Genomic DNA, 19,977 nt, shown 5'->3' with positions numbered 1-19,977 from the left:
CGTTCGCGCGTAGCCTGCGCGACCGTGCGCGCGTAGCTTGGGCGAGCGTGCGCGCGTAGCCTGCGCGACCGTGCGTGTCTGTGGCCGACACACCGTGCAGTGGACGGAGTTTGCGCACGCTCGTGCCGTAGGCGCCGGCGGGCTGTCTGTCGCCTGGGTCGCGAGCGTGCGCACAATCGCGTGATTTGGCGGTGTGTCGCCCGCAGACACGCACGCTCGCGCCGGGGCGCGCGCCGAGGGGCGGGGGCGCGAGGGGGTGTGGCGCCGAGGGGTGCTCAGAAGACGGCGAACCACATCGCGATGTAGTGGCAGATCGCCGCGACCGCGGTGCAGGCGTGGAAGAACTCGTGATGCCCGAACGTCGTCGGCCACGGGTTCGGCCACTTGAGCGCATACAGCACGCCGCCGATGCTGTAGAGCGCACCGCCGACGATCAGAAGCACCACCGCGGCCACTCCCGCGCCGTGGGCGATCGGGCCGATGAACCACACCGCGACCCAGCCCAACAGGATGTAGAGCGGTACCCCGAGCCAGCGCGGCGACGACGGCCACAGCATCTTCAGCGCCACACCCGCCAGCGCGCCTGCCCACACGATCCACAACAGCACCATGCCGTCCCGCTCCGGCAGTGCCAGCAACGCGAACGGCGTGTAGCTGCCCGCGATGAACAGGAAGATCATGGAATGGTCCGCGCGCTTCATCCATTTGCGTGCGGTGACCGATGTCCAGTTGACCCGGTGGTAGACCCCGCTGACGGTGAACATCGCCACAATCGTGAGCGTGTAGATCAGCGTCGCGATGCCCGCGCGTGTCGACTCCAACGACCACGACACCGCGACCAGGGTGACGCCGCAGATGACCGCGATGACCGCCGAGTACACGTGGATCCAGCCCCGCAGCCGCGGCTTGCCCAGGAATTGGGCGACGCCTTCGGCGACTGCTTCGGGAAGGTCCTCCGGTTCCCCCGGTGAGTCGGCCGTGTACCACGGTTCGAGCGTTGTCGGCATTTCACCTCCGCTGAGTGGCCTAAAGGCTTCCTCGGGTCACAGTAGTCTGGATGATCGTGGACCTCATTCCGCGACGCCTCAAGGAACCGATGTATCGGCTCTACGAGTTGCGTCTGCGTCAGGGGCTCACGGCGTCGCGGTCTGAATTGCCCCGGCATATAGCCGTTCTGTGCGACGGTAACCGGCGCTGGGCACGTGAGTCAGGTCACGACGACGTCAGCTACGGATACCGTGCGGGTGCCCGCAAGATCGCCGAGATGCTGCGCTGGTGCCAGGAAGCCGGCATCGAAATGGCCACGGTGTATCTGTTGTCGACCGAGAACCTGCAGCGCGACACCGAAGAGTTGTCGGCGTTGATCGAGATCATCACCGAGGTCGTCGAGGAGATCTGCGCACCGGCCAACCAGTGGAGCGTGCGCACCGTCGGTGATCTCGAACTCATCGGGGAGGAGTCGGCACGCCGGCTGCGCGATGCGGTGTCCTCCACCGACGGCAACGGGGGCACATTTCACGTCAACGTCGCCGTCGGGTACGGCGGCCGCCAGGAGATCGTCGACGCGGTGCGGGCGCTGCTGAGCAAGGAACTGGCCAACGGGCTCACCGGCGAGCAGTTGATCGAATCCGTCACCGCCGAGGCGATCTCGGAGAACCTGTACACCTCCGGACAGCCCGATCCCGACCTGGTGATCCGCACCTCGGGAGAGCAGCGACTATCCGGATTCCTGCTGTGGCAGAGCGCCTACTCGGAGATGTGGTTCACCGAGGCCTACTGGCCGGAATTCCGCCGGGTGGACTTCCTGCGCGCGCTGCGCGACTACAGCGCACGGCACCGCCGTTACGGACGCTAGCCATGCTCGCCCTGTCAGCGTTGGTCTTCGCACTGAGCTGGTGGCTGGGGCTGTACCTGTTGGCGCGGGATCCGCGCAAAGCCGTGCTGGTGCTGGCCGCGACCGGGCTGACCAGCTTCGCGCTCGTGGTGGCGCTGGATGCCGTCCGCGTGGTCAGCGCCTCCGCGACCTTGAGCCGGGTCGAGATCTATCTCGTCGCCGTGCCGGGCATCGCCTGGTTCGCCGTGCTGCTGGAGCTGTCCCGGCCGCGTGACACCTGGCGCAGCCGTGCCGGTGAGGTGGGGCTCGTCGCGGGCGTCGCAGCGGTCGCGTTCCTGGGCGCGACGATGGTGGGCGATGTCGACGGCCCGCTGCGCCTGGGGCACTGGGTGATGTTCGCGGCGGTGTCGCTGCCTTCGGTCGGCGCGATGATCCACGCCGTCGTCCGCCGCTCGCAGCCGGGACAGGTCATCGGCTTCGTCATCGTCGCGACCCTGTTCTTCGCGCTGGGCAACGCGATCCTGGTGATTCCGCTCGGACTGGTGCCCAGCTGGCTGGCGCTGGCGTCCACCGGATTCGACGTCGCGCTGCTCGGCGTCGCCGTCGCCATCGGCGACGCGTTCGACGAAGGCCACGCGCTGCGCAAGGACATGCTGCGGTCGTTCGTCGGCACCACGGTCGTCGCCGTGCTGTTCGGCGGGCAGCTGTTGATCGGGCTGGCGGTGACCGGCCAGAGCACGACGCTGGCGGTGCTGCTGTTCACCAGCCTGGGCATCGCGATCGCGATCAACGTGCTGGCCGACCCTCTCGCCGGGCTGCTGGACCGGGTCGCGTTCTCCCGCTCCCCGGACCTGCGCGCCGACCGCGCCACGCTGCGCGGCACCGAGGCCGCGCTCCCGCTGCGCTCGGCGGGACCGCTGGACGGAATGGACGAGGACACCTTCGTGCGTGTCACCCGCCGCGCGCTCGGCCACTACGGCGACCTGTCCAAACTGGTCGCCAGCCCGCTGACCGCGCTGCCGGTCATCGACGAGCGGTTGTCCCGTCGCGGCGCCCCCGACCAGCCGCTGGAGCGCGCCAACGAGTTGCGGGCACTGCTCGCCGAACGGATCGCCGCCCTCAAACCGCGCGACGGCGGCGACTTCGGCACCACCGAGCAGTGGCGCCACTACAACGCGCTGTACTTCCCGTACGTCGTCGGCGTGCGCGCGTACGCGCAGAACGCCACCGCCGCCGGCCTGGACCCGCCGGCCCGGCAGGCCTGGCAGTGGCTGGTCACCGAGGTGCCGCAGCGGTCACTGCACAACTGGCAGAACGCGGCCGCGCGCGTCATCGCCACCGATCTGCGCAGCAACCTCGTCGCCGCCCACTAGCTTCGAGACCCGCCGAAATTGCATTCCAGCAGACAAATGTCGAGAGGACGCCTGCTGGAATGCAATTTCGGCGCAGGGCGCTGACCTGCGGTTGGCAGCGTTTGGCAGTGTCCGGCGTCGATCTGGCAGTGCCCGCCGCCGACGCTGACAGACATGACCGCCATCACCAGCAGGCACCGGCAGGCAACCCGTCCGGATCCGCAGTTGCTGCGCTTCGCGATACGCGCCGACGCCACGCTGTGCGCCGGCGTCGGACTGTTCGTCGCGATGGCCGCCGATCCGCTCGCGCGGATGTCCGGCCTCACCCCGACCGCCGAATGGATCGTCGGCGCCGCGCTCGTCGGCTACGGCGCGCTGCTGTACAGCGCCGCCCGGATGCGCGACGTCCGCCGCGTGGGCGTCGCCGTTCTCGTCGGCAACGTCGGTTTCACCCTGGCCGTCGCGGTAGTCCTCGCGGCGGGATGGCTGCCGCTGACCACGTTCGGTGTGGCCGCGACCGTGGCCTTCACCGCCTCCACCGTCGGCCTGGCCTGGCTGCAATACCTCGGGGTGCGCCGCACCCCGGCATGACCGGTCCGGAGCCGCCGTCACAAGAGGTCGTGGCGTCGGCTCCGGTACCGGCCAGATATTCGAATCCGCACCAGAAAAGAAAAGAAGGGAACCACCACCATGGCGACAACCATCTCCGCGCGACTCAACGAGTCGACCGACACCTTGCTGCGCGTTGCGATGCGCGCCGACGCTGTTCTGAGCGGATTGACAGGCATCGGCCTGTTGATCTTCGCCCCACAGGTGGCCGAAATATCCGGTACGACACCGTCCGTCGAGTACACGATCGGCGCGTCGTTCGTCGTCTTCAGCGCGGTCGTCCTCGCACTCGCCGCGCGCCCGGCAGTGCGAGGGTCCGGATTGGTGCTGGCGTTAGGAAACGCGCTCTTCACCGTCGCCACCATCGCCGTCGTGGTCATCGGTGTGTGGCCGCTGACGACTGTCGGCATCGCTCTCACGCTCGGGACCGGCGTCTACACCCTGGTGATGGCCGAACTGCAGTACCAGGGCGTGCGTCGTATCCCTAAGTGATCGGCGCGGTTAACCACGCGGGCGGTGCTACAGCTTGCGCAGGCGCAGACGGTTGATGGAGTGGTCGGAGTCCTTGCGCAGCACCAGCGTCGCCCGCGGCCGTGTCGGCAGGATGTTCTCGATCAGGTTGGGCCGGTTGATCGAATGCCAGATGTCGCGGGCGGCGAACACCGCCTGCTCGTCGGTCAACGTGGAGTAGTGGTGGAAGTGTGAGGCCGGGTCGGCGAACGCGCCCGCGCGCATCGACAGGAACCGTGAGATGTACCAGTTCTCGATGTCCTCGATACGCGCGTCGACGTACACCGAGAAGTCGAACAGGTCGGACACCATCAGCGCCGGGCCGGTCTGCAGCACGTTGAGGCCCTCGAGGATCAGGATGTCCGGGTGCTCGATGATCTGCTTTTCGCCGGCGACGATGTCGTAGAGCAGATGTGAGTACACCGGTGCACACGCCGCGTCGGCGCCCGACTTGATCGCCGTGACGAACCGCATCAGCCCCCTGCGGTCATAGCTTTCCGGGAAACCCTTGCGGTGCATAAGGTTTCGTCGGCTCAGCTCGGAGTTCGAATACAGGAAACCGTCGGTGGTGACCAGATCCACCCGGGGGTGGTGCTCCCAGCGCGCCAGCAGCGCCTGCAGCACACGGGCGGTGGTCGATTTGCCCACCGCCACGCTGCCGGCGACGCCGATGATGAACGGGACCGGACGGTCCGGGTTCTGCTGGGGTTCGCCGAGGAATTGGGCAGTCGTCGCGAACAGCGCCTGCCGGGCCGCCACTTGCAGATGGATCAACCGGGCCAGCGGCAGATAGACCTCTTCGACCTCGAGCAGGTCGATCTTCTCGCCGAGGCCCCGAAGCCGGACGAGCTCGTCCTCGGTCAGTTTCAACGGGGTCGACATGCGCAGTGCCCGCCATTGGGTCCGGTCGAACTCCACGTAGGGGCTGGGTTCGCTCAGCCGCGCCATGGGCACAGTCTTGCAGTTAGCTTTGTACATATGGAGCCCGGCACCCTGATCCGCGAATACCTGTTGCTCGGACTGCGCTTCGACAGGGTCGAGGAAGGCTATGTCGACTCGTTCACCGGTGACCCCGCGCTGCGACGCGTGGTGGAGTCCGAACCCCGACCCGACCCCGCCGACCTGGTGCGCCAAGCCGAGCGACTGCTCACCGAACTGCCTGCCGGACTGGAGGAGCGGCGTGCCATGTTCATTGGGTCCCACCTGCGCGCGCTGGCCTGCGCAGGACGCAAATTCGCCGGCGAACAGGTCGGCTTCGTCGACGAGGTCGAGGCGTACTTCGACGTCCGGATCACCAAGGGCGACCCCGATCGGTACCGGCAGGCGCACGCCAAACTCGACGACGCGCTCGGTGGCGACGGGCCGCTGGCCGAGCGGATCCAGGCCTACCGCGCCGCCGAGGAGATCCCGCCGGCCCGCCTAGAAGAAGCCATCCACGCGTTCTCCAGCGCGCTGCGCGACCGCGTCCGCGCCACCTTCCCGCTGCCGGCCCGCGAGACCATCACCTACGAGGTCGTCACGGACAAGCCGTGGTCGGGGTTCAACTACTACAAAGGCGACTACCAGTCGACCGTCGCGGTCAACGCCGACCTCAAACAGCAGATGTCCAACCTGCCGCGGCTGGTGGCCCACGAGTCCTACCCCGGCCATCACACCGAACACTGCCGCAAAGAGGCCGGTCTCGTCGAGGGCAAGGGCCAAATCGAGCAGACGATTTTCCTGGTCAACACCCCGCAGTGCCTGATGGCCGAGGGTCTGGCCGACCTCGCGCTCTACGCCGCGGTCGGACCGGGGTGGGGGAGTTGGGCCTCGGAGATCTACGCCGACCTCGGGCTGCGATTCGACGGTGAGCGGGCGGAGACGATCGCCGAGGCGACGGCCGCCCTGGCCGACGTCCGTCAGGACGCCGCGCTGATGCTGCACGACGAACACCGTGACGCCGACGACGTCGCGGACTTCCTGAAGCGCTGGCTGCTCGTCAACGACGAGCGGGCGCGTCAGATGCTGCGGTTTCTGTCCTCGCCGCTGTGGCGCGCCTATACCAGCACCTACGTCGAGGGATACCGGCTGCTGCGCGGATGGCTGGACGCGCGCCCGGACGGCGTCAGCCTGGCGGAACGGTTCGGGACGCTGCTGGACGAGCCGCTGATCCCGTCGTCGTTGCGGGCCGCCTAGCCGACGAAGCACGCCGATATTGCGCTGACGGTCGCAGATCGTCGCCGGTCACGGCCACCAGTGCAATCTCGGTAGCGCAGGCCCGACTAGGCTTCCTGCCATGACTTCTTCGTCCCCGTCAGGTCAGGGTGCCGACTACGCAGCCACCGCCAGCGAGGCCTATCGCGCCGCGCTGCGGGTGATCGAGTCCGTCGAACCTCGTGTCGCCGAAGCCACCCGCAAAGAGCTTGCCGATCAACGGGGTTCGCTCAAGCTGATCGCCAGCGAGAACTACGCGTCGCCTGCGGTACTGCTGACGATGGGCACCTGGTTCTCCGACAAGTACGCCGAGGGCACCGTCGGGCACCGGTTCTACGCAGCCTGCCAGAACGTCGACACCGTCGAGGCGCTGGCCGCCGAGCACGCCCGCGAGCTGTTCGGGGCGCCGTACGCCTACGCCCAGCCGCACTCTGGCATCGACGCCAACCTGGTCGCGTACTGGGCGATCCTGGCGACCCGCGTCGAGGCCCCGGGCCTGGCCGAGCTGGGCGCCAAGCACGTCAACGACCTGTCCGAGGGGGACTGGGAGAAGCTCCGGGCCAAGCTCGGCAACCAGCGGCTGCTGGGTATGTCGCTGGACACCGGAGGGCATCTCACCCACGGCTTCCGGCCCAACATCTCGGGCAAGATGTTCCACCAGCGCCAGTACGGAACCGATCCGGCAACCGGGTTCATCGACTACGACGCCGTCGCCGCGGCGGCGCGCGAGTTCAAGCCGCTGGTGCTGGTCGCCGGCTACTCGGCGTACCCGCGCCGGGTCAACTTCGCCAAGATGCGCGAGATCGCCGACGAGGTCGGAGCGACGCTGATGGTCGACATGGCGCACTTCGCCGGCCTGGTGGCGGGCAAGGTGTTCACCGGCGACGAGGACCCGGTGCCGCACGCGCACATCACGACGACCACGACGCACAAGTCCCTGCGCGGCCCCCGCGGTGGTCTGGTGCTGGCCACCGAGGAGTACGCACCCGCCGTCGACAAGGGCTGCCCGATGGTGCTCGGCGGCCCGCTGTCGCACGTGATGGCCGCCAAGGCCGTCGCGCTCGCCGAGGCGCGTCGGCCGGAGTTCCGCGCGTACGCCCAGGCCGTCGCCGACAACGCCCAGGCCCTGGCCGACGGCTTCATCAAGCGGGACGGCAGCCTGGTCACCGGCGGCACCGACAACCATCTGGTGCTGCTCGACGTGACGTCGTTCGGGCTGACCGGGCGGCAGGCCGAGTCGGCGCTGCTGGACTCCGGCATCGTCACCAACCGCAACGCAGTCCCGGCCGACCCGAACGGCGCCTGGTACACCAGCGGCATCCGGTTCGGTTCGCCGGCGCTGACCACCCGCGGTTTCGGCGCCGACGACTTCGACCGGGTCGCCGAGCTGGTCGTGGAGGTGCTGAGCAACACCCAGCCCGCCGCGGGCCCGAACGGCCCGTCGAAGGCCAAGTACACGCTGGCCGACGGCACTGCGGAGCGGGTGCGCGCCGCGGCCGCCGAGTTGCTCGACGCCAACCCGCTCTACCCGGGCCTCACGCTGTAGATCCCCGCCGAAATTGCATTCCAGCAGGACGCCACTCGCTCAAAGTCAAGTGGCTATGACAACCATTAGGCGGCTTGGCTAAGGAGTTGGGCCATGCGTTGGGCGGGTGTGTCCAGATCGAGGGTGGGTCGGGGTCGGGTGTTGAGTTTGTCGGCGACGGCTTTGAGGTCGTCGGGGGTGTAGCCGCTGAGGTCGGTGCCTTTCTCGAACCAGAACCGCAGGAGCCGGTTGGTGTTTTCGTTGGTGCCGCGCTGCCACGGCGAGTGCGGATCACAGAAGTAGACCGGTGATTGCAGCTGCAGCGAAATGTCTTGCCATCCGGCCATTTCGCTGCCCCTGTCCCAGGTGATCGAACGGCGTAAATGGTCGGGCAAATCGCCCATGGCTTTGAGCATCGCCGCAGCCACGGTCTCGGCGGTGTGATCGCCAGGTAGATGCAGCAGGATGGTGAACCGGGTGCTGCGTTCAACCAAAGTCCCGATCGCGCTGCCACCACGGGCGCCGATGATCAGATCCCCTTCCCAATGCCCGGGCACCGCCCGGTCGGCGGCCTCGGCAGGCCGCGCGCTGATGCGCATCACGTCGCCGAACCTGCCGCGTCGTTCAGTCTGACCGCGCGGCTTGCGCTGAGTTCGTGAGGTGGACAGACATTTGTGCAGATCAGCGCGTAGCTGGCCACGGGTTTGGACATACAGGCTTTGGTAGATGGTTTCGTGGCTCACCCGCTTGACCTTGGCACTGCCGGCGTCGCGGGCCAATACCTGGGAGATCAGTTTCGGGCTCCAGCCCTGGTCCATCCACGCCTCGATGTCCGCGCACAGCCCAGGGTCGTCGAGTTTGAACGCTTTGGGCCGGCGGGCGTTCTCGGTGGCCCGGGCATGGGCCATCAACGCGTGATACGTGCCATCGGGCAGCCGGTTTCGCTGCACTTCACGCCAGATCACCGAGCGGTCGCGCCCCAGTTGATCGCCGATCGCGGCGTAGCTGAGCCCGGCCTGTAAGGCGCGGTCGATCTCATAGCGTTCGGTGAAGCTGAGCCGATGCCCACGCCCGCCGGTACGGGTCAGATCACCGACCTGCGCCAATCCACCCAGTCCGTCGCCACCTTTGCGCAGTTTCATGCCCCTAGCGTGACGCCACCACGACCATCCGGTCCGGCGCGACACACCCACCTGCACCGACGCTTCCGTGGTGGTCATCCCGCCACAGACCAAATCGAAAAACACCCGCTTCACCGACAACGGCACCGGCACTCCCGACGGCATAGCAACTCCTCAAATCAATGGATGTTGCACTGACCGTATGAATCCGCCTCGGTGTTCTTCTGCTGGAATGCAATTTCGGCGACGCGCCGGGCGGGGAATTTTACGATTCCCACAGAATTGGGTTACTGTAACTGCATGGCACAGAAACCTGTCGCTAATGCGCTGACGCTGGAACTGGAGCCCGTGGTTCTGCAGGAGCTGCGGCGTCACCTCGACACCGAGGACGTCTGGTACGCCCACGACTACGTGCCGTTCGAAGAGGGCGAGAACTTCGCGTTCCTCGGCGGCCGCGACTGGGACCCGTCGCAGGTGACACTGCCCAAGGCGGTCACCGACGCGTGCGAGATCCTGCTGATCACCAAGGACAACCTCGCCGGCTACCACCGCGAGCTCGTCGAGCACTTCATCCTCGAGCGCAAATGGGGCCGGTGGATGGGCCGCTGGACCGCCGAGGAGCACCTGCACGCCATCGCGCTGCGCAACTACCTGGTGGTGACCCGTGAGGTGGACCCGGCTGCCAACGAGGACGTCCGCGTCGAGCATGTGATGAAGGGCTACCGCGCCGATACCTACACCCAGGTGGAGACGCTGGCGTTCATGGCTTTGTGGGAGCGCGCGCACGCCGTGTACTGCAGGAACCTCGAGGCGCAGATCACCGAGCCGGTGCTCAAGGCGCTGGTGGGTCGCATCGCCAAGGACGAGGAACGCCACGAGGAGTTCTTCGCCAACCTCGTCGCGCACTGCCTGACCTACACGCGCGAGGAAACGGTGGCGGCCATCGCGCGCCGCGCCGCCGGTCTCGACGTCGTCGGCGGTGACATCGACGCCTACCAGGACAAGGTGGCAACGGTCGCGGAGGCGGGCATCTTCGACCGCGACCAGCTGCGCAAGGTCGTCTCCGACCGGATCGCCGCGTGGGGCCTGGCCGACGAGCCCGAACTCAAGCAGTTCATCAGCTCTTAACGCACGCGACGTTCGGCCCCGGCGCGCCTGCAGGGCGTGATTGCGGCACCCGGAGTAGCGTCGATTCCGATGGCTAGCGACATGCTCTGCTGTCCGGGCGGTCCCGATTGAAAGGACCGGCCCCGGTCCTGAGACCGCCTGTGTGTCCACCGAGAAGTTCGTGTGGGGCCGCAGGAACTCGCGCAGCCTCGAGGAGCGCTACGTGACCCAATCGCAGAGCCGGCAACCCGATCTCCGGACCTACGTGCTCGACACCTCCGTGTTGTTGTCCGATCCCTGGGCCATCACGAGGTTCGCCGAACACGAAGTGGTGGTTCCGCTGGTCGTCATCAGCGAGCTCGAAGCCAAACGGCATCACCACGAGCTGGGTTGGTTCGCCCGACAGGCCTTGCGCATGTTCGATGATCTGCGTCTGGAGCACGGGCGCCTGGATCAGCCCATTCCGGTTGGGGCGCAAGGCGGTACGCTGCACGTCGAGCTCAACCACAGTGACCCGACGGTGCTGCCGGCGGGCTTCCGTACCGACAGCAACGACGCGCGGATCCTGACCGTGGCGGCCAACCTCGCCGCCGAGGGCAAGCACGTCACGCTGGTGAGCAAGGACATCCCGCTGCGGGTCAAGGCCGGCGCGGTCGGTCTGCTGGCCGACGAATACCACGCGCAGGACGTCGTCACCTCCGGGTGGACCGGCATGGCTGAGCTGGAGGTGCCCGGCGCGGACGTCGACGCGTTGTTCGCCGACGGGGAGATCGACCTCGAAGCCGCCCGCGATCTGCCGTGCCACACCGGAATTCGCATGCTGGGCAGCAACTCTCACGCATTGGGCCGGGTCAACGCGGACAAGAGGGTGCAGCTGGTACGGGGTGACCGCGAAGTGTTCGGCCTCCGGGGAAGGTCAGCCGAACAACGCGTCGCCCTCGATCTGCTGCTCGACGAGTCGGTCGGCATCGTGTCCCTCGGCGGCAAAGCCGGCACCGGGAAGTCGGCGCTGGCGCTGTGCGCGGGCCTGGAGGCGGTGCTGGAGCGGCGCACCCAGCGCAAGGTCGTGGTGTTCCGTCCGCTCTACGCGGTCGGTGGACAGGATCTCGGATACCTGCCGGGCAGCGAGAGCGAGAAGATGGGTCCCTGGGCCCAGGCTGTGTTCGACACACTCGAAGGCCTCGCCAGCCCGGCGGTGCTCGAAGAGGTGCTCTCCCGCGGCATGCTCGAAGTGCTGCCGCTGACCCACATCCGCGGGCGTTCGCTGCACGACTCGTTCGTGATCGTCGACGAGGCTCAGTCGTTGGAGCGCAACGTGCTGCTGACCGTGCTGTCGCGCCTCGGCGCCGGCTCCCGGGTGGTGCTGACCCATGATGTGGCGCAACGGGACAACCTGCGCGTCGGCCGTCACGACGGTGTCGCGGCCGTGATCGAGAAGCTCAAGGGCCACCCGCTGTTCGCCCACATCACGCTGCTCCGCAGCGAGCGCTCGCCGATCGCGGCCCTGGTCACCGAGATGCTGGAGGAAATCAGCCCCGGCGCCCTGCCTTGACCGTGACGAGCGGATCCGGCGCGCAATACGACACCCGGGGTGCTCGAGCGCGCCGGATCCGCTCGGCGGCGATACTGCTGGGGCTTGTCGGCGGTTTCATCGCCGCCGTGCCAGCCCCCGCCGCGGCGGACAGCGTGGACTGCGCACGGGTCAAATGCGTGGCGTTGACGTTCGACGACGGGCCGGGGCCTTTCACCGACCGGTTGCTTCAGACCCTGCGCGCCAACAACGCCGAGGCGACGTTCTTCCTGATCGGCGACAAGGTGGCCGCCGATCCCGCCGCGGCGAGGCGCATCGTCGATGCCGGTATGGAGATCGGCAACCACACCTGGAGCCATCCCGACTTGACGGCGATCCCGCCGCAGGAGCTTCCGGCCCAGTTGAGCAGGGCCACCGAGGTACTCGAACGGGCCACCGGCGAACGGCCCACGCTGATGCGCCCGCCTTTCGGCGCGGTCGACGACGCCGTGCTGGCCGCCGCGGGCAGCCAGGGGTTGGCGGTGGTCAACTGGGACGTCATCCCGCTCGACTGGGAGAACGACACCGACATCGCCGCCACCCGCGCGGCGCTGACGGAGCAGATTCGGCCGAACTCGGTGGTACTGCTACACGACACCTTCGCGTCGACAGTCGACTTGATGGCCGAGTTCGTCCCGGTGCTCCGGGCGAACGGCTACCACCTGGTCACCGTCTCGCAGATGATCGGTCCGCGACCGCCCGGCAGCCTCTACGGGACTCCGCCCTGACCGGGCGATTTCGGCGTGGTTATCGCCGCTCAGCGACGAAAACCGCGCCGAAATCGCGGGGTCAGCAGCCATCCCGCGGCAGCCGCACCCGACACCGCCAGCACGCGATCCGCGCCCCGACCGCGTTTGGCCTTCGACAGATCCACCAGTGAGGCCAACCCCAGCAGGACGGCACCGGTCCGCAGGGCGGGCTGGCTCGCGGCCGTCGTGACCAGGGCGGTCGGAGTGGACGCCGTTGTCGGGTCGAGGGTAGCGGTCACCGCGCCTCCTGATTTCGTACCTGGAATGACCCGCCGCCGGGCCGACGAAGCCGACGGCGAGTCCGATGCGCCCCTAATCTTGTGCCTGTCTTGACGATTCGTCAGGCGATTGAGAGATCTTCCGGGAACGAAATCGCTCGCGCCAGCTTCCGCGCAGCCCCTGGCTCCTCGCGCTAGCTTCCGTCGCGGACCTTCGCCATCGCGAGCACGTCCAGCCGGCGGTCCAGCTCCTCTTCGGAGAGCTTGTCGCCGATCAGGCCGCGGTCGATGACGGTCTGCCGGATGGTCTTCTTCTCCTTCAGCGCCTGCTTGGCGACCTTGGCGGCCTCCTCGTAGCCGATCGCCGAGTTCAGCGGCGTCACGATCGACGGCGACGATTCCGCCAGCTCACGCAGGTGGTCGTCGTTGGCGACCAGGCCGTCGATGCACTTGGCGGCGAACAGCTTCGACACGTTGGCCAACAGCGTGAACGACTCCAGCAGGTTGCGCGCCATCATCGGGATGTAGACGTTGAGCTCGAACGCTCCCGACAGCCCGCCGACCGTGACGGCCGCGTCGTTGCCGATGACCTGGGCGGCCACCTGCGTGACGGCCTCGGGGATGACGGGGTTGACCTTGCCCGGCATGATCGAGCTGCCCGGCTGCAGATCGGGCAGCTGCAGCTCGCCGAGTCCGGTCAGCGGGCCGGATCCCATCCAGCGGATGTCGTTGGCGATCTTGGTCAGCGACACCGCGATCGTCTTCAGCGCACCCGACGCCTCGACCAGTCCGTCGCGCGCCGCCTGGGCCTCGAAAGAGTCCACCGCCGTGCGCAATTCGGCGATGCCGGTCTGGTCGACCAGCACGTCGACGACCTTCGCGCCGAACCCGTCGGGCGCGTTCAGCCCGGTGCCGACGGCGGTGCCGCCGATCGCCAGCTCGCCGAGGCGGGGCAGGGACGCCTTTACCCTTTCGATGCCGGCCTGGATCTGGCGCGCATAGCCGCCGAACTCCTGGCCCAGCGTCACCGGCACCGCGTCCATCAGGTGCGTGCGGCCGGACTTCACCGTGGTACGCCACTGCCGAGCCTTCGCGTCCAGCGACTCGTGCAGCACCTCAAGGGCCGGGATCAGATGGCGCACAGCGGCTTCGGTGGCCGCGATGTGGGTGGCGGTCGGGAAGGTGTCGTTGGAGCTCTGCGACATGTTCACGTCGTCGTTCGGGTGCACCGTGACCCCGTTGGCGGCCGCGATACTTGCGATGACCTCGTTGGTGTTCATGTTCGAGCTGGTGCCCGACCCGGTCTGGAACACGTCGATCGGGAACTGGTCGTCGTGGCGCCCGTCGGCGATCTCGGCCGCGGCGGCGATGATCGCGTCGGCCTTCTCGGGGGCCAGCAGCCCGAGGTCCTTGTTGACCTGCGCACAGGCGCCCTTGAGCAGGCCCAGCGCGCGGATCTGGGTGCGCTCCAGCGGCCGGAACGAGATCGGGAAGTTCTCCACCGCTCGTTGGGTCTGCGCGCGCCACAGCGCATTCTTGGGCACCCGCACCTCGCCCATGGTGTCGTGCTCGATGCGGTACTCAGTGTTGTCGACGGCGCTGTCGGTCATTGGCTCCCTGTTCGTCTGTTTGGTGGGGGTGGTCTATGGCAACGGGTAGGCGGCGGTCTTGTCGCCGGTGAAGTCGACGGCGGAGTATTCGTTGAGCTTCGACAACCGGTGGTAGGCCTCGATCATCCGGACAGTGCCCGACTTCGACCGCATCACGATCGACTGGGTGGTGCAACCGCCGCCGTAGTACTGCACGCCCTTGAGCAGATCACCGTCGGTGACCCCGGTGGCGCAGAAGAAGACGTTCTCGCCCGACACCAGGTCCTCGGTGGTCAGCACCCGGTCGAGGTCGTGGCCCCGGTCGAGGGCCTTCTGGCGTTCCGCGTCGTCGGTGGGGGCCAGCTTGGCCTGGATCGCGCCGCCCATGCAGCGGATCGCCGCCGCGGCGATGATGCCCTCCGGGGTGCCACCGATGCCGACCAGCATGTCGGTGCCCGAGTTCGGCCGGCACGCCGAGATGGCACCCGCGACGTCGCCGTCGGAGATCAGCCGGATGCGCGCGCCGGCCTCCCGGACGTCGGCCATCAGCTGCTGGTGGCGCGGACGGTCCAGGATGCACACGGTCAGGTCGCGGACACTGGAGTTCTTCACCTTCGCGACCTGGCGGATGTTCTCGGCGATCGGCGCGGTGATGTCGATGACGTCGGCGGCGTCCGGACCGACGGCGATCTTGTGCATGTAGAACACCGCCGACGGGTCGAACATCGCTCCGCGCTCGGCGACCGCCAACACCGAGATCGCGTTGGGCATGCCCTTGCTCATCAAGGTGGTGCCGTCGACCGGGTCGACGGCGAAGTCGCAGTCCGGCCCGTCGCCGTTGCCGACCTCTTCTCCGTTGTAAAGCATCGGGGCGTTGTCCTTCTCGCCCTCGCCGATCACCACGACACCGCGCATCGACACCGAGTTCACAAGTTCGCGCATCGCGTCGACGGCCGCTCCGTCGCCGCCCTCCTTGTCGCCGCGGCCGACCCAACGGCCGGCCGCCATCGCCCCGGCCTCGGTTACCCGCACGAGCTCAAGGGCGAGATTTCGGTCTGGGGCTTCACGTCGCGAGGAGCTCATGGGCAGATTGTCCCATTAGGGGGTCGGCAATTGGGAGCTGGGATACTGGCTGACATGACGACGCCGCCCGAGCCGGGTCCCGAGGTCTCTGCGGACCCGGGCCGTGAGTCTGACGCCGCAGGCCACCGCCCTGCCGAGTACGTCATGACGCCGGTGGCCGCCCCCGCCAAGTCGCGACTCCTGCAGGACGGCCGCGACATGTTCTGGTCGATGGCGCCGCTGGTGGTGGCGTGTGTGGTGCTGGCCGGGCTGCTCGGAATGTGCTCGTTCGCGCCGACAGGTCCCGGACCCGGGCCGGCGCCCGACTATGACGCGCCCGCCGCGCTGCAGGCCGACGCGGCCGCGCTCAAGATCCCGATCAGGGTGCCGAAGCTGCCCGACGGCTGGCAGGCCAACTCCGGCAGCCGCAAGGGAATCGAGGGTGGACGCACCGACCCGGTGACCGGGCAGCCGGTGCGGGCGGTCGGCGCCGTCGTCGGCTATCTGACCCCGAGCGGGATGTATCTGAGCATCACCCAGAGCAATGCCGACGAGGACAAGCTGGTCGCGTCGTTCAGCCCGGAGCTGGTACCGACCGGAACCCAGGACGTCGACGGTGTCCGGTGGGTGGTCTACGAGGGCGGGGAAGTCGACGGGAAACCCACCGAGCCGGTGTGGACGGCGCAGGTCCGCGGCCCCACCGGGCCTGCGCAACTCGCCGTGACCGGCGCCGGAGGTACCGACGAGTACCGTACGCTGGCGGCGGCGACGCAATCCCAGGCGCCGCTGCCGGTCACGTAACCCAGGAGACGCGATGAGCGGACCAGAAGCAGACCTGCGCGGCTGGACCGCCGAGCCGTTCACGGCGGCCGGACTCACCTACGACGTGTACCGCAAGGGCGAAGGCCCCGGTGTGGTCCTCATCCCGGAGATGCCCGGCCTGCACCCAGGTGTGCTCGCCCTCGGTAATCACCTGGTGGACAACGGCTTCACCGTCTGGGCGCCGTCGCTGTTCGGGACGCCCGGGGCGCCTGCGCTGGGGCCGGGCGCCCTGCCGGTGCTGATGAAGGGGTGCATCGCCAAGGAGTTCGCGGCGTTCGCCACCAACGCCGACCGGCCGGTCGCGCACTACCTGCGCGCGCTCGCGCGCGAGCTCAACGACGACACGCCGGGCAAGGGCGTCGGCGTGATCGGGCAGTGCTTCACGGGCGGGTTCGCACTGGCCGCCGCGGTCGACGACAGCGTGCTCGCCCCGGTGATGAGTCAGCCGTCGCTGCCGCTGCCGCTGACACCGAAGCAGCGCCGCGATCCGGGCCTGTCCGAAGCCGAACTCGCGGTGATCGAGCGCCGCGCCGCCGACGAGGGACTGTGCGCGCTGGGGTTGCGGTTCAGCGAGGACCCGATGGCCCCGGCGGCGCGGTTCACCACCCTCAAGGCCCGACTGGGGGACGCGTTCGAGGTGATCGAGATCAGCTCCAAGCGGGGCAACCCGCACGGCATCGGCCGCGCGGCGCATTCGGTGCTGACCGACCAGGTGGTCGAACGCGACGGTCATCCCGCCTACGAGGCGCGCAAACGGGTCGTCGAATTCCTCACGGAGCGGCTGACTTAGCGGGCTCCGGTGCGGGCTTGGGCTTGCCCGGCAGGAGGCGGCGCCACCACGGGATCTCCCGTACCGCGTCGTCGTCCGCCGGGTCGCCGCCGGTGCCGGTGATCGACTCCATCGGCGCGTCCTTGTACACGACGAGGTAGACGCTGATCGTCGTCACGATCACGATCATCAGCACCGGTCCGAGCACGATGCCGATGAACCCGAACATCTGCAGCCCGGCGAACACCGCGAGCAGCATCAACGCCGGGTGCAGGTGCGCGCTCTTGGGCACCAGGAACGGACGCAGGAGGTTGTCGATGTTCGTCACCACGATGATGTGGAACACGATGACGAAGATGCCGCCCACCGGGTTGCCGAACACCGCCATCCCGACACCCAGCGGGATCGTCACGATGCCGCCGCCCAACGGAATGAACGACAACACCGTAAGGAAGATGACGAACATGAAGAAGCCGTCGTGGATGCCGCCGATGTACACCGAGACCGCCCCGGCGACGCCCTGACAGACGGCGATGATGAACTGCCCCTTGACCGTCGCCGACACCATCGCCCCGACCTTGGCCAGGTAGATGTCGGACACCTGCTGTCCCAACGGGTTCAGGTCGCGGAACAGGTCGAGCACTTTGGTGCCGTTGGTCAGCAGCGCCAGGAACACGTAGATGAAGAGGATCAGGGCGGTCACCATTGCGACGATCCCGCCCACCGAGTCGCGGGCGAAGCCCAGCGCGAACTCGCCGGCCTTCTGGCCGATGGTGGCGAGCGCGTCGCGCACCGATTCCGGCGTCAGCGTGGTGTCGATGAACGGAATGCGGGCCAGCAGTTGATTGGCCGAGTCGAGCAGTCGCTGGCCCAGCGCTGTGAAGTCGGTCCTCTCCACCCACTGGCTGATGCCTGTCACCATCTGGCTGATCTGCAGGAAGGCCAGGAACGCGACGCCGGACAGCGGCAGCGCCACCGTTGCGATCGCGGCCAGCAGGGTCACCGTCGCGGCCGCCCCCGACCCCATCCTGGTGAGCAACCGGTTGTTCAACGGTGTGAACAGGTAGGCCAGCACCGCGGAGATGGCGATGAGCAGCAAGTAGGTGCGCAGAAAGTAGGCGGCGAATGCCAGCGCGATCACCGTCAGCACCGCAAGCGCGCGCTTCTGGGTGAGGGTGAAATCGTCTCTCATCCGCGCCCTCCCGGCTCCCGTTCGGATGCCGAGCGCAACCCTATCCCGTGTCGGCGGCGCTCGACGGGTATCGGTCCACCTGTCGGGTGCGCTGTCCGGTGACGAACCTCATCGCCATTCGGTTCATCAGCCCGGGAGCCAGCCGGGCGAACCACCACTGTGCTTGTGCCACTGTCGGTTTGACCAGGATGGCCTTGTTGCGCTCGACGGCGCGCAACGTGTCCCGGGCCAGCCGGTCCGCGTCGTAGGCCCTGCCGCCCTGGGTCTGCAGGAAGTAGTCACGGCCGACGAACCCGCCGACCGCGCCCTTGTCCAGGATCGGGGTCTCCACGGCGGCGGGACAGACCACGAGGACTCCGACACCGCGGGGCACCGCCTCCGAGCGCAGCGCCATCGACAGCCCGACGACGGCATGCTTGGTTGCCACGTAACTGGTGACCTGACCGGCGGCGGTCAGCCCGGCCATCGACGCGGTGTTGACGATGTGCCCGTGGCCCTGTCGCAGCATCTGCGGGTAGGCCGCCGCCACGCCGTGCACGACACCGCGCAGGTTGATGTCGATGATCGCGTTCCACTGGTCGAGCGTCAGTAGTTCGGTGTCACCGCCCCACACGATGCCGGCGTTGTTGAAGATCAGGTCGAGGCGTCCCGTCCGCGCGACGACGTCGTCGACGACGCCCTGCACCGCGGCGGCGTCGGTGACGTCGAGACGGGCGGCCCGGGCGCGCGGGCTCAGCGTCGACACCACCGCACCGGCGGCCGCTTCGTCGATGTCGGTGCAGACGACCTGCGCGCCGGCCCGATCGAGAGCGCGGCACAGCGCGGCGCCGATCCCGGATCCGCCGCCGGTGATGATGGCGTGCTTCCCCGTGAACCTCACGACGACTGCTCCACCAGCCTCATCACATGCCCCATCACGTCGGGGTAGCGCTTGAGGTGGGCGCCGCCGTTGATGTCGAGCACCTCACCGGTCAACCACGAGGATCCCGGAGCGCAGAGGTAGACAACGGCATTGGCGATGTCCTCGGCGGTGCCCGCGCGGCCGAGCACGGTGTTGTCGACGTAGTCCTCCACCACTCCGGGCACCGAGGCGGCCGCGGCGGTCAGGGGAGTGTGCACGAAGCCGGGGGCGACGGCGTTGACCCGGATGCCCCGCGGGCCCAGTTCGAGCGCGGCGACCTGGGTCAGCATCGACAGCCCGGCCTTGGCCGCGCAGTAGGCGCTCATCCCGGCCGCGGGCTGCCTGCCGTTGAGTGAGCTGATCTGAACCAGCGAGCCGCCCTCACGCAGGTGCCTGCCCGCGTGTTTGGTGACGATGAATGCGCCGGTCAGGCACACGTCGATGACGGCGCGGAAATCCGCGGCGGTCATGTCGGTGATCAGACCGACATTGCTGAATCCGGCGCAGTTCACCGCGATGTCGATCGGGCCGGCGTCCTCGAACAGTCGCTGCACCGAGTCTTCGTCGGTGACGTCGACATGGGCCGCGGCGTGCTCGGCGCCCAGCCCGGCGGCGCGCTCGCGGGCCCCCTCGACGTTGAGATCGGCGATCGTCACCCGGCACCCCTCGGCTGCCAGCGCGGTCGCCGTGGCCCACCCGATGCCGGAGGCGCCGCCGACGACGACGGCCTCCCTGCCGGCCCGATCGCTACTGTCGCTCATCCGGTTGGCCTTTCGACGATGGTGTGGAACGCGTTCCAACTTCACACCCGGCACTGGAAAGCGCAATAGTCGTGGGCTGGCAGAATCACCGGC

20 protein-coding genes are annotated in these 19,977 nt (G+C 68.1%); 11 read left to right on the top strand and 9 right to left on the bottom strand.

Going from position 1 to position 19,977, the window contains the following annotated elements:
• Positions 1-275: 275 nt before the first annotated feature.
• Complete coding sequence (trhA, locus tag BN976_RS11725; protein ID WP_011781813.1) at positions 276-1,007, bottom strand: PAQR family membrane homeostasis protein TrhA; 732 nt, start codon at positions 1,005-1,007, stop codon at positions 276-278.
• Positions 1,008-1,063: 56 nt separating this feature from the next.
• Here trhA and BN976_RS11720 point away from each other — a divergent pair, with 56 nt between their 5' ends.
• The 4 genes from BN976_RS11720 to BN976_RS11705 all read left to right on the top strand — a co-directional run bounded on the left by BN976_RS11720 (position 1,064) and on the right by BN976_RS11705 (position 4,287).
• Positions 1,064-1,855, top strand: a complete 792-nt coding sequence (locus BN976_RS11720; protein ID WP_036371366.1) for a (2Z,6E)-farnesyl diphosphate synthase — start codon at positions 1,064-1,066, stop codon at positions 1,853-1,855.
• Between the two features lie 2 nt (positions 1,856-1,857).
• Positions 1,858-3,207, top strand: coding sequence for a hypothetical protein (locus BN976_RS11715; RefSeq protein ID WP_011781811.1), 1,350 nt, complete (start codon positions 1,858-1,860; stop codon positions 3,205-3,207).
• Positions 3,208-3,360: 153 nt separating this feature from the next.
• Positions 3,361-3,777, top strand: a complete 417-nt coding sequence (locus tag BN976_RS11710) for a hypothetical protein (RefSeq protein WP_011781810.1) — start codon at positions 3,361-3,363, stop codon at positions 3,775-3,777.
• Between the two features lie 99 nt (positions 3,778-3,876).
• Positions 3,877-4,287 carry a hypothetical protein gene (locus tag BN976_RS11705; RefSeq protein ID WP_011781809.1) on the top strand — a complete coding sequence of 137 codons (411 nt, stop codon included), beginning with the start codon at positions 3,877-3,879 and terminating at the stop codon, positions 4,285-4,287.
• A gap of 27 nt (positions 4,288-4,314) precedes the next feature.
• Here BN976_RS11705 and coaA read toward each other — a convergent pair whose 3' ends face one another.
• Positions 4,315-5,253 (bottom strand): type I pantothenate kinase, encoded by a 939-nt coding sequence (gene coaA / locus BN976_RS11700; protein ID WP_011781808.1) that lies wholly within the window; start codon positions 5,251-5,253, stop codon positions 4,315-4,317.
• A gap of 30 nt (positions 5,254-5,283) precedes the next feature.
• Between coaA and BN976_RS11695 the strand changes: the two genes are divergently transcribed.
• Both BN976_RS11695 and BN976_RS11690 read left to right on the top strand, forming a co-directional pair.
• Positions 5,284-6,480, top strand: coding sequence for a hypothetical protein (locus BN976_RS11695; protein WP_036370863.1), 1,197 nt, complete (start codon positions 5,284-5,286; stop codon positions 6,478-6,480).
• 100 nt (positions 6,481-6,580) lie between these two features.
• A complete protein-coding gene (locus BN976_RS11690; protein WP_011781806.1) occupies positions 6,581-8,044 on the top strand; it encodes a glycine hydroxymethyltransferase in 1,464 nt (487 codons plus the stop codon).
• A 65-nt stretch (positions 8,045-8,109) separates the two neighbouring features.
• Here the strand turns inward: BN976_RS11690 and BN976_RS11685 are convergent, their stop codons facing one another.
• Positions 8,110-9,309, bottom strand: a complete 1,200-nt coding sequence (locus tag BN976_RS11685; RefSeq protein WP_011778787.1) for an IS30 family transposase — start codon at positions 9,307-9,309, stop codon at positions 8,110-8,112.
• A 135-nt stretch (positions 9,310-9,444) separates the two neighbouring features.
• On the opposite strand from BN976_RS11685, the gene BN976_RS11680 reads away from it, so the two are divergent.
• The 3 genes from BN976_RS11680 (at position 9,445) to BN976_RS11670 (ending at position 12,549) form a co-directional block, all read left to right on the top strand.
• On the top strand, positions 9,445-10,272 hold the full coding sequence (locus BN976_RS11680) for an acyl-ACP desaturase (RefSeq protein ID WP_011781805.1): 828 nt from the start codon (positions 9,445-9,447) through the stop codon (positions 10,270-10,272).
• A 202-nt stretch (positions 10,273-10,474) separates the two neighbouring features.
• Positions 10,475-11,803 carry an RNA 5'-3' helicase PhoH2 gene (locus tag BN976_RS11675; RefSeq protein WP_049778261.1) on the top strand — a complete coding sequence of 443 codons (1,329 nt, stop codon included), beginning with the start codon at positions 10,475-10,477 and terminating at the stop codon, positions 11,801-11,803.
• Positions 11,804-11,805: 2 nt separating this feature from the next.
• Positions 11,806-12,549: a polysaccharide deacetylase family protein gene (locus tag BN976_RS11670; protein ID WP_011781803.1), complete on the top strand. Its 744-nt coding sequence runs from the start codon at positions 11,806-11,808 to the stop codon at positions 12,547-12,549.
• Positions 12,550-12,578: 29 nt separating this feature from the next.
• Here BN976_RS11670 and BN976_RS11665 read toward each other — a convergent pair whose 3' ends face one another.
• From BN976_RS11665 to glpX, 3 genes are all read right to left on the bottom strand, one after another.
• Positions 12,579-12,809, bottom strand: a complete 231-nt coding sequence (locus tag BN976_RS11665) for a hypothetical protein (protein WP_011781802.1) — start codon at positions 12,807-12,809, stop codon at positions 12,579-12,581.
• A gap of 173 nt (positions 12,810-12,982) precedes the next feature.
• Positions 12,983-14,398, bottom strand: coding sequence for a class II fumarate hydratase (locus tag BN976_RS11660; RefSeq protein WP_011781801.1), 1,416 nt, complete (start codon positions 14,396-14,398; stop codon positions 12,983-12,985).
• A gap of 33 nt (positions 14,399-14,431) precedes the next feature.
• Positions 14,432-15,460, bottom strand: coding sequence for a class II fructose-bisphosphatase (gene glpX / locus BN976_RS11655; protein ID WP_011781800.1), 1,029 nt, complete (start codon positions 15,458-15,460; stop codon positions 14,432-14,434).
• Between the two features lie 54 nt (positions 15,461-15,514).
• Here glpX and BN976_RS11650 point away from each other — a divergent pair, with 54 nt between their 5' ends.
• Both BN976_RS11650 and BN976_RS11645 read left to right on the top strand, forming a co-directional pair.
• The gene (locus tag BN976_RS11650; protein WP_011781799.1) at positions 15,515-16,240 is read left to right on the top strand and encodes a DUF4245 domain-containing protein; all 726 of its coding nucleotides are present in this window, start codon (positions 15,515-15,517) and stop codon (positions 16,238-16,240) included.
• A gap of 13 nt (positions 16,241-16,253) precedes the next feature.
• A complete protein-coding gene (locus BN976_RS11645; protein WP_011781798.1) occupies positions 16,254-17,051 on the top strand; it encodes a dienelactone hydrolase family protein in 798 nt (265 codons plus the stop codon).
• Here BN976_RS11645 and BN976_RS11640 read toward each other — a convergent pair.
• The 3 genes from BN976_RS11640 to BN976_RS11630 are packed head-to-tail and all read right to left on the bottom strand — an operon-like array spanning position 17,032 to position 19,884.
• Positions 17,032-18,222, bottom strand: a complete 1,191-nt coding sequence (locus BN976_RS11640) for an AI-2E family transporter (protein ID WP_011781797.1) — start codon at positions 18,220-18,222, stop codon at positions 17,032-17,034. The two genes, BN976_RS11645 and BN976_RS11640, sit on opposite strands and share 20 nt — an antisense overlap.
• 40 nt (positions 18,223-18,262) lie before the next feature.
• On the bottom strand, positions 18,263-19,102 hold the full coding sequence (locus BN976_RS11635) for an SDR family NAD(P)-dependent oxidoreductase (protein WP_011781796.1): 840 nt from the start codon (positions 19,100-19,102) through the stop codon (positions 18,263-18,265).
• Positions 19,099-19,884 carry an SDR family NAD(P)-dependent oxidoreductase gene (locus BN976_RS11630; protein WP_036370859.1) on the bottom strand — a complete coding sequence of 262 codons (786 nt, stop codon included), beginning with the start codon at positions 19,882-19,884 and terminating at the stop codon, positions 19,099-19,101. The genes BN976_RS11635 and BN976_RS11630 overlap by 4 nt, the downstream gene beginning before the upstream one ends.
• Positions 19,885-19,977 lie beyond the last annotated feature (93 nt).

This window comes from Mycolicibacterium austroafricanum (assembly GCF_000612725.1).
Lineage (GTDB): Bacteria > Actinomycetota > Actinomycetes > Mycobacteriales > Mycobacteriaceae > Mycobacterium > Mycobacterium austroafricanum.
This window is presented reverse-complemented; position numbering and strand designations above follow the sequence as displayed.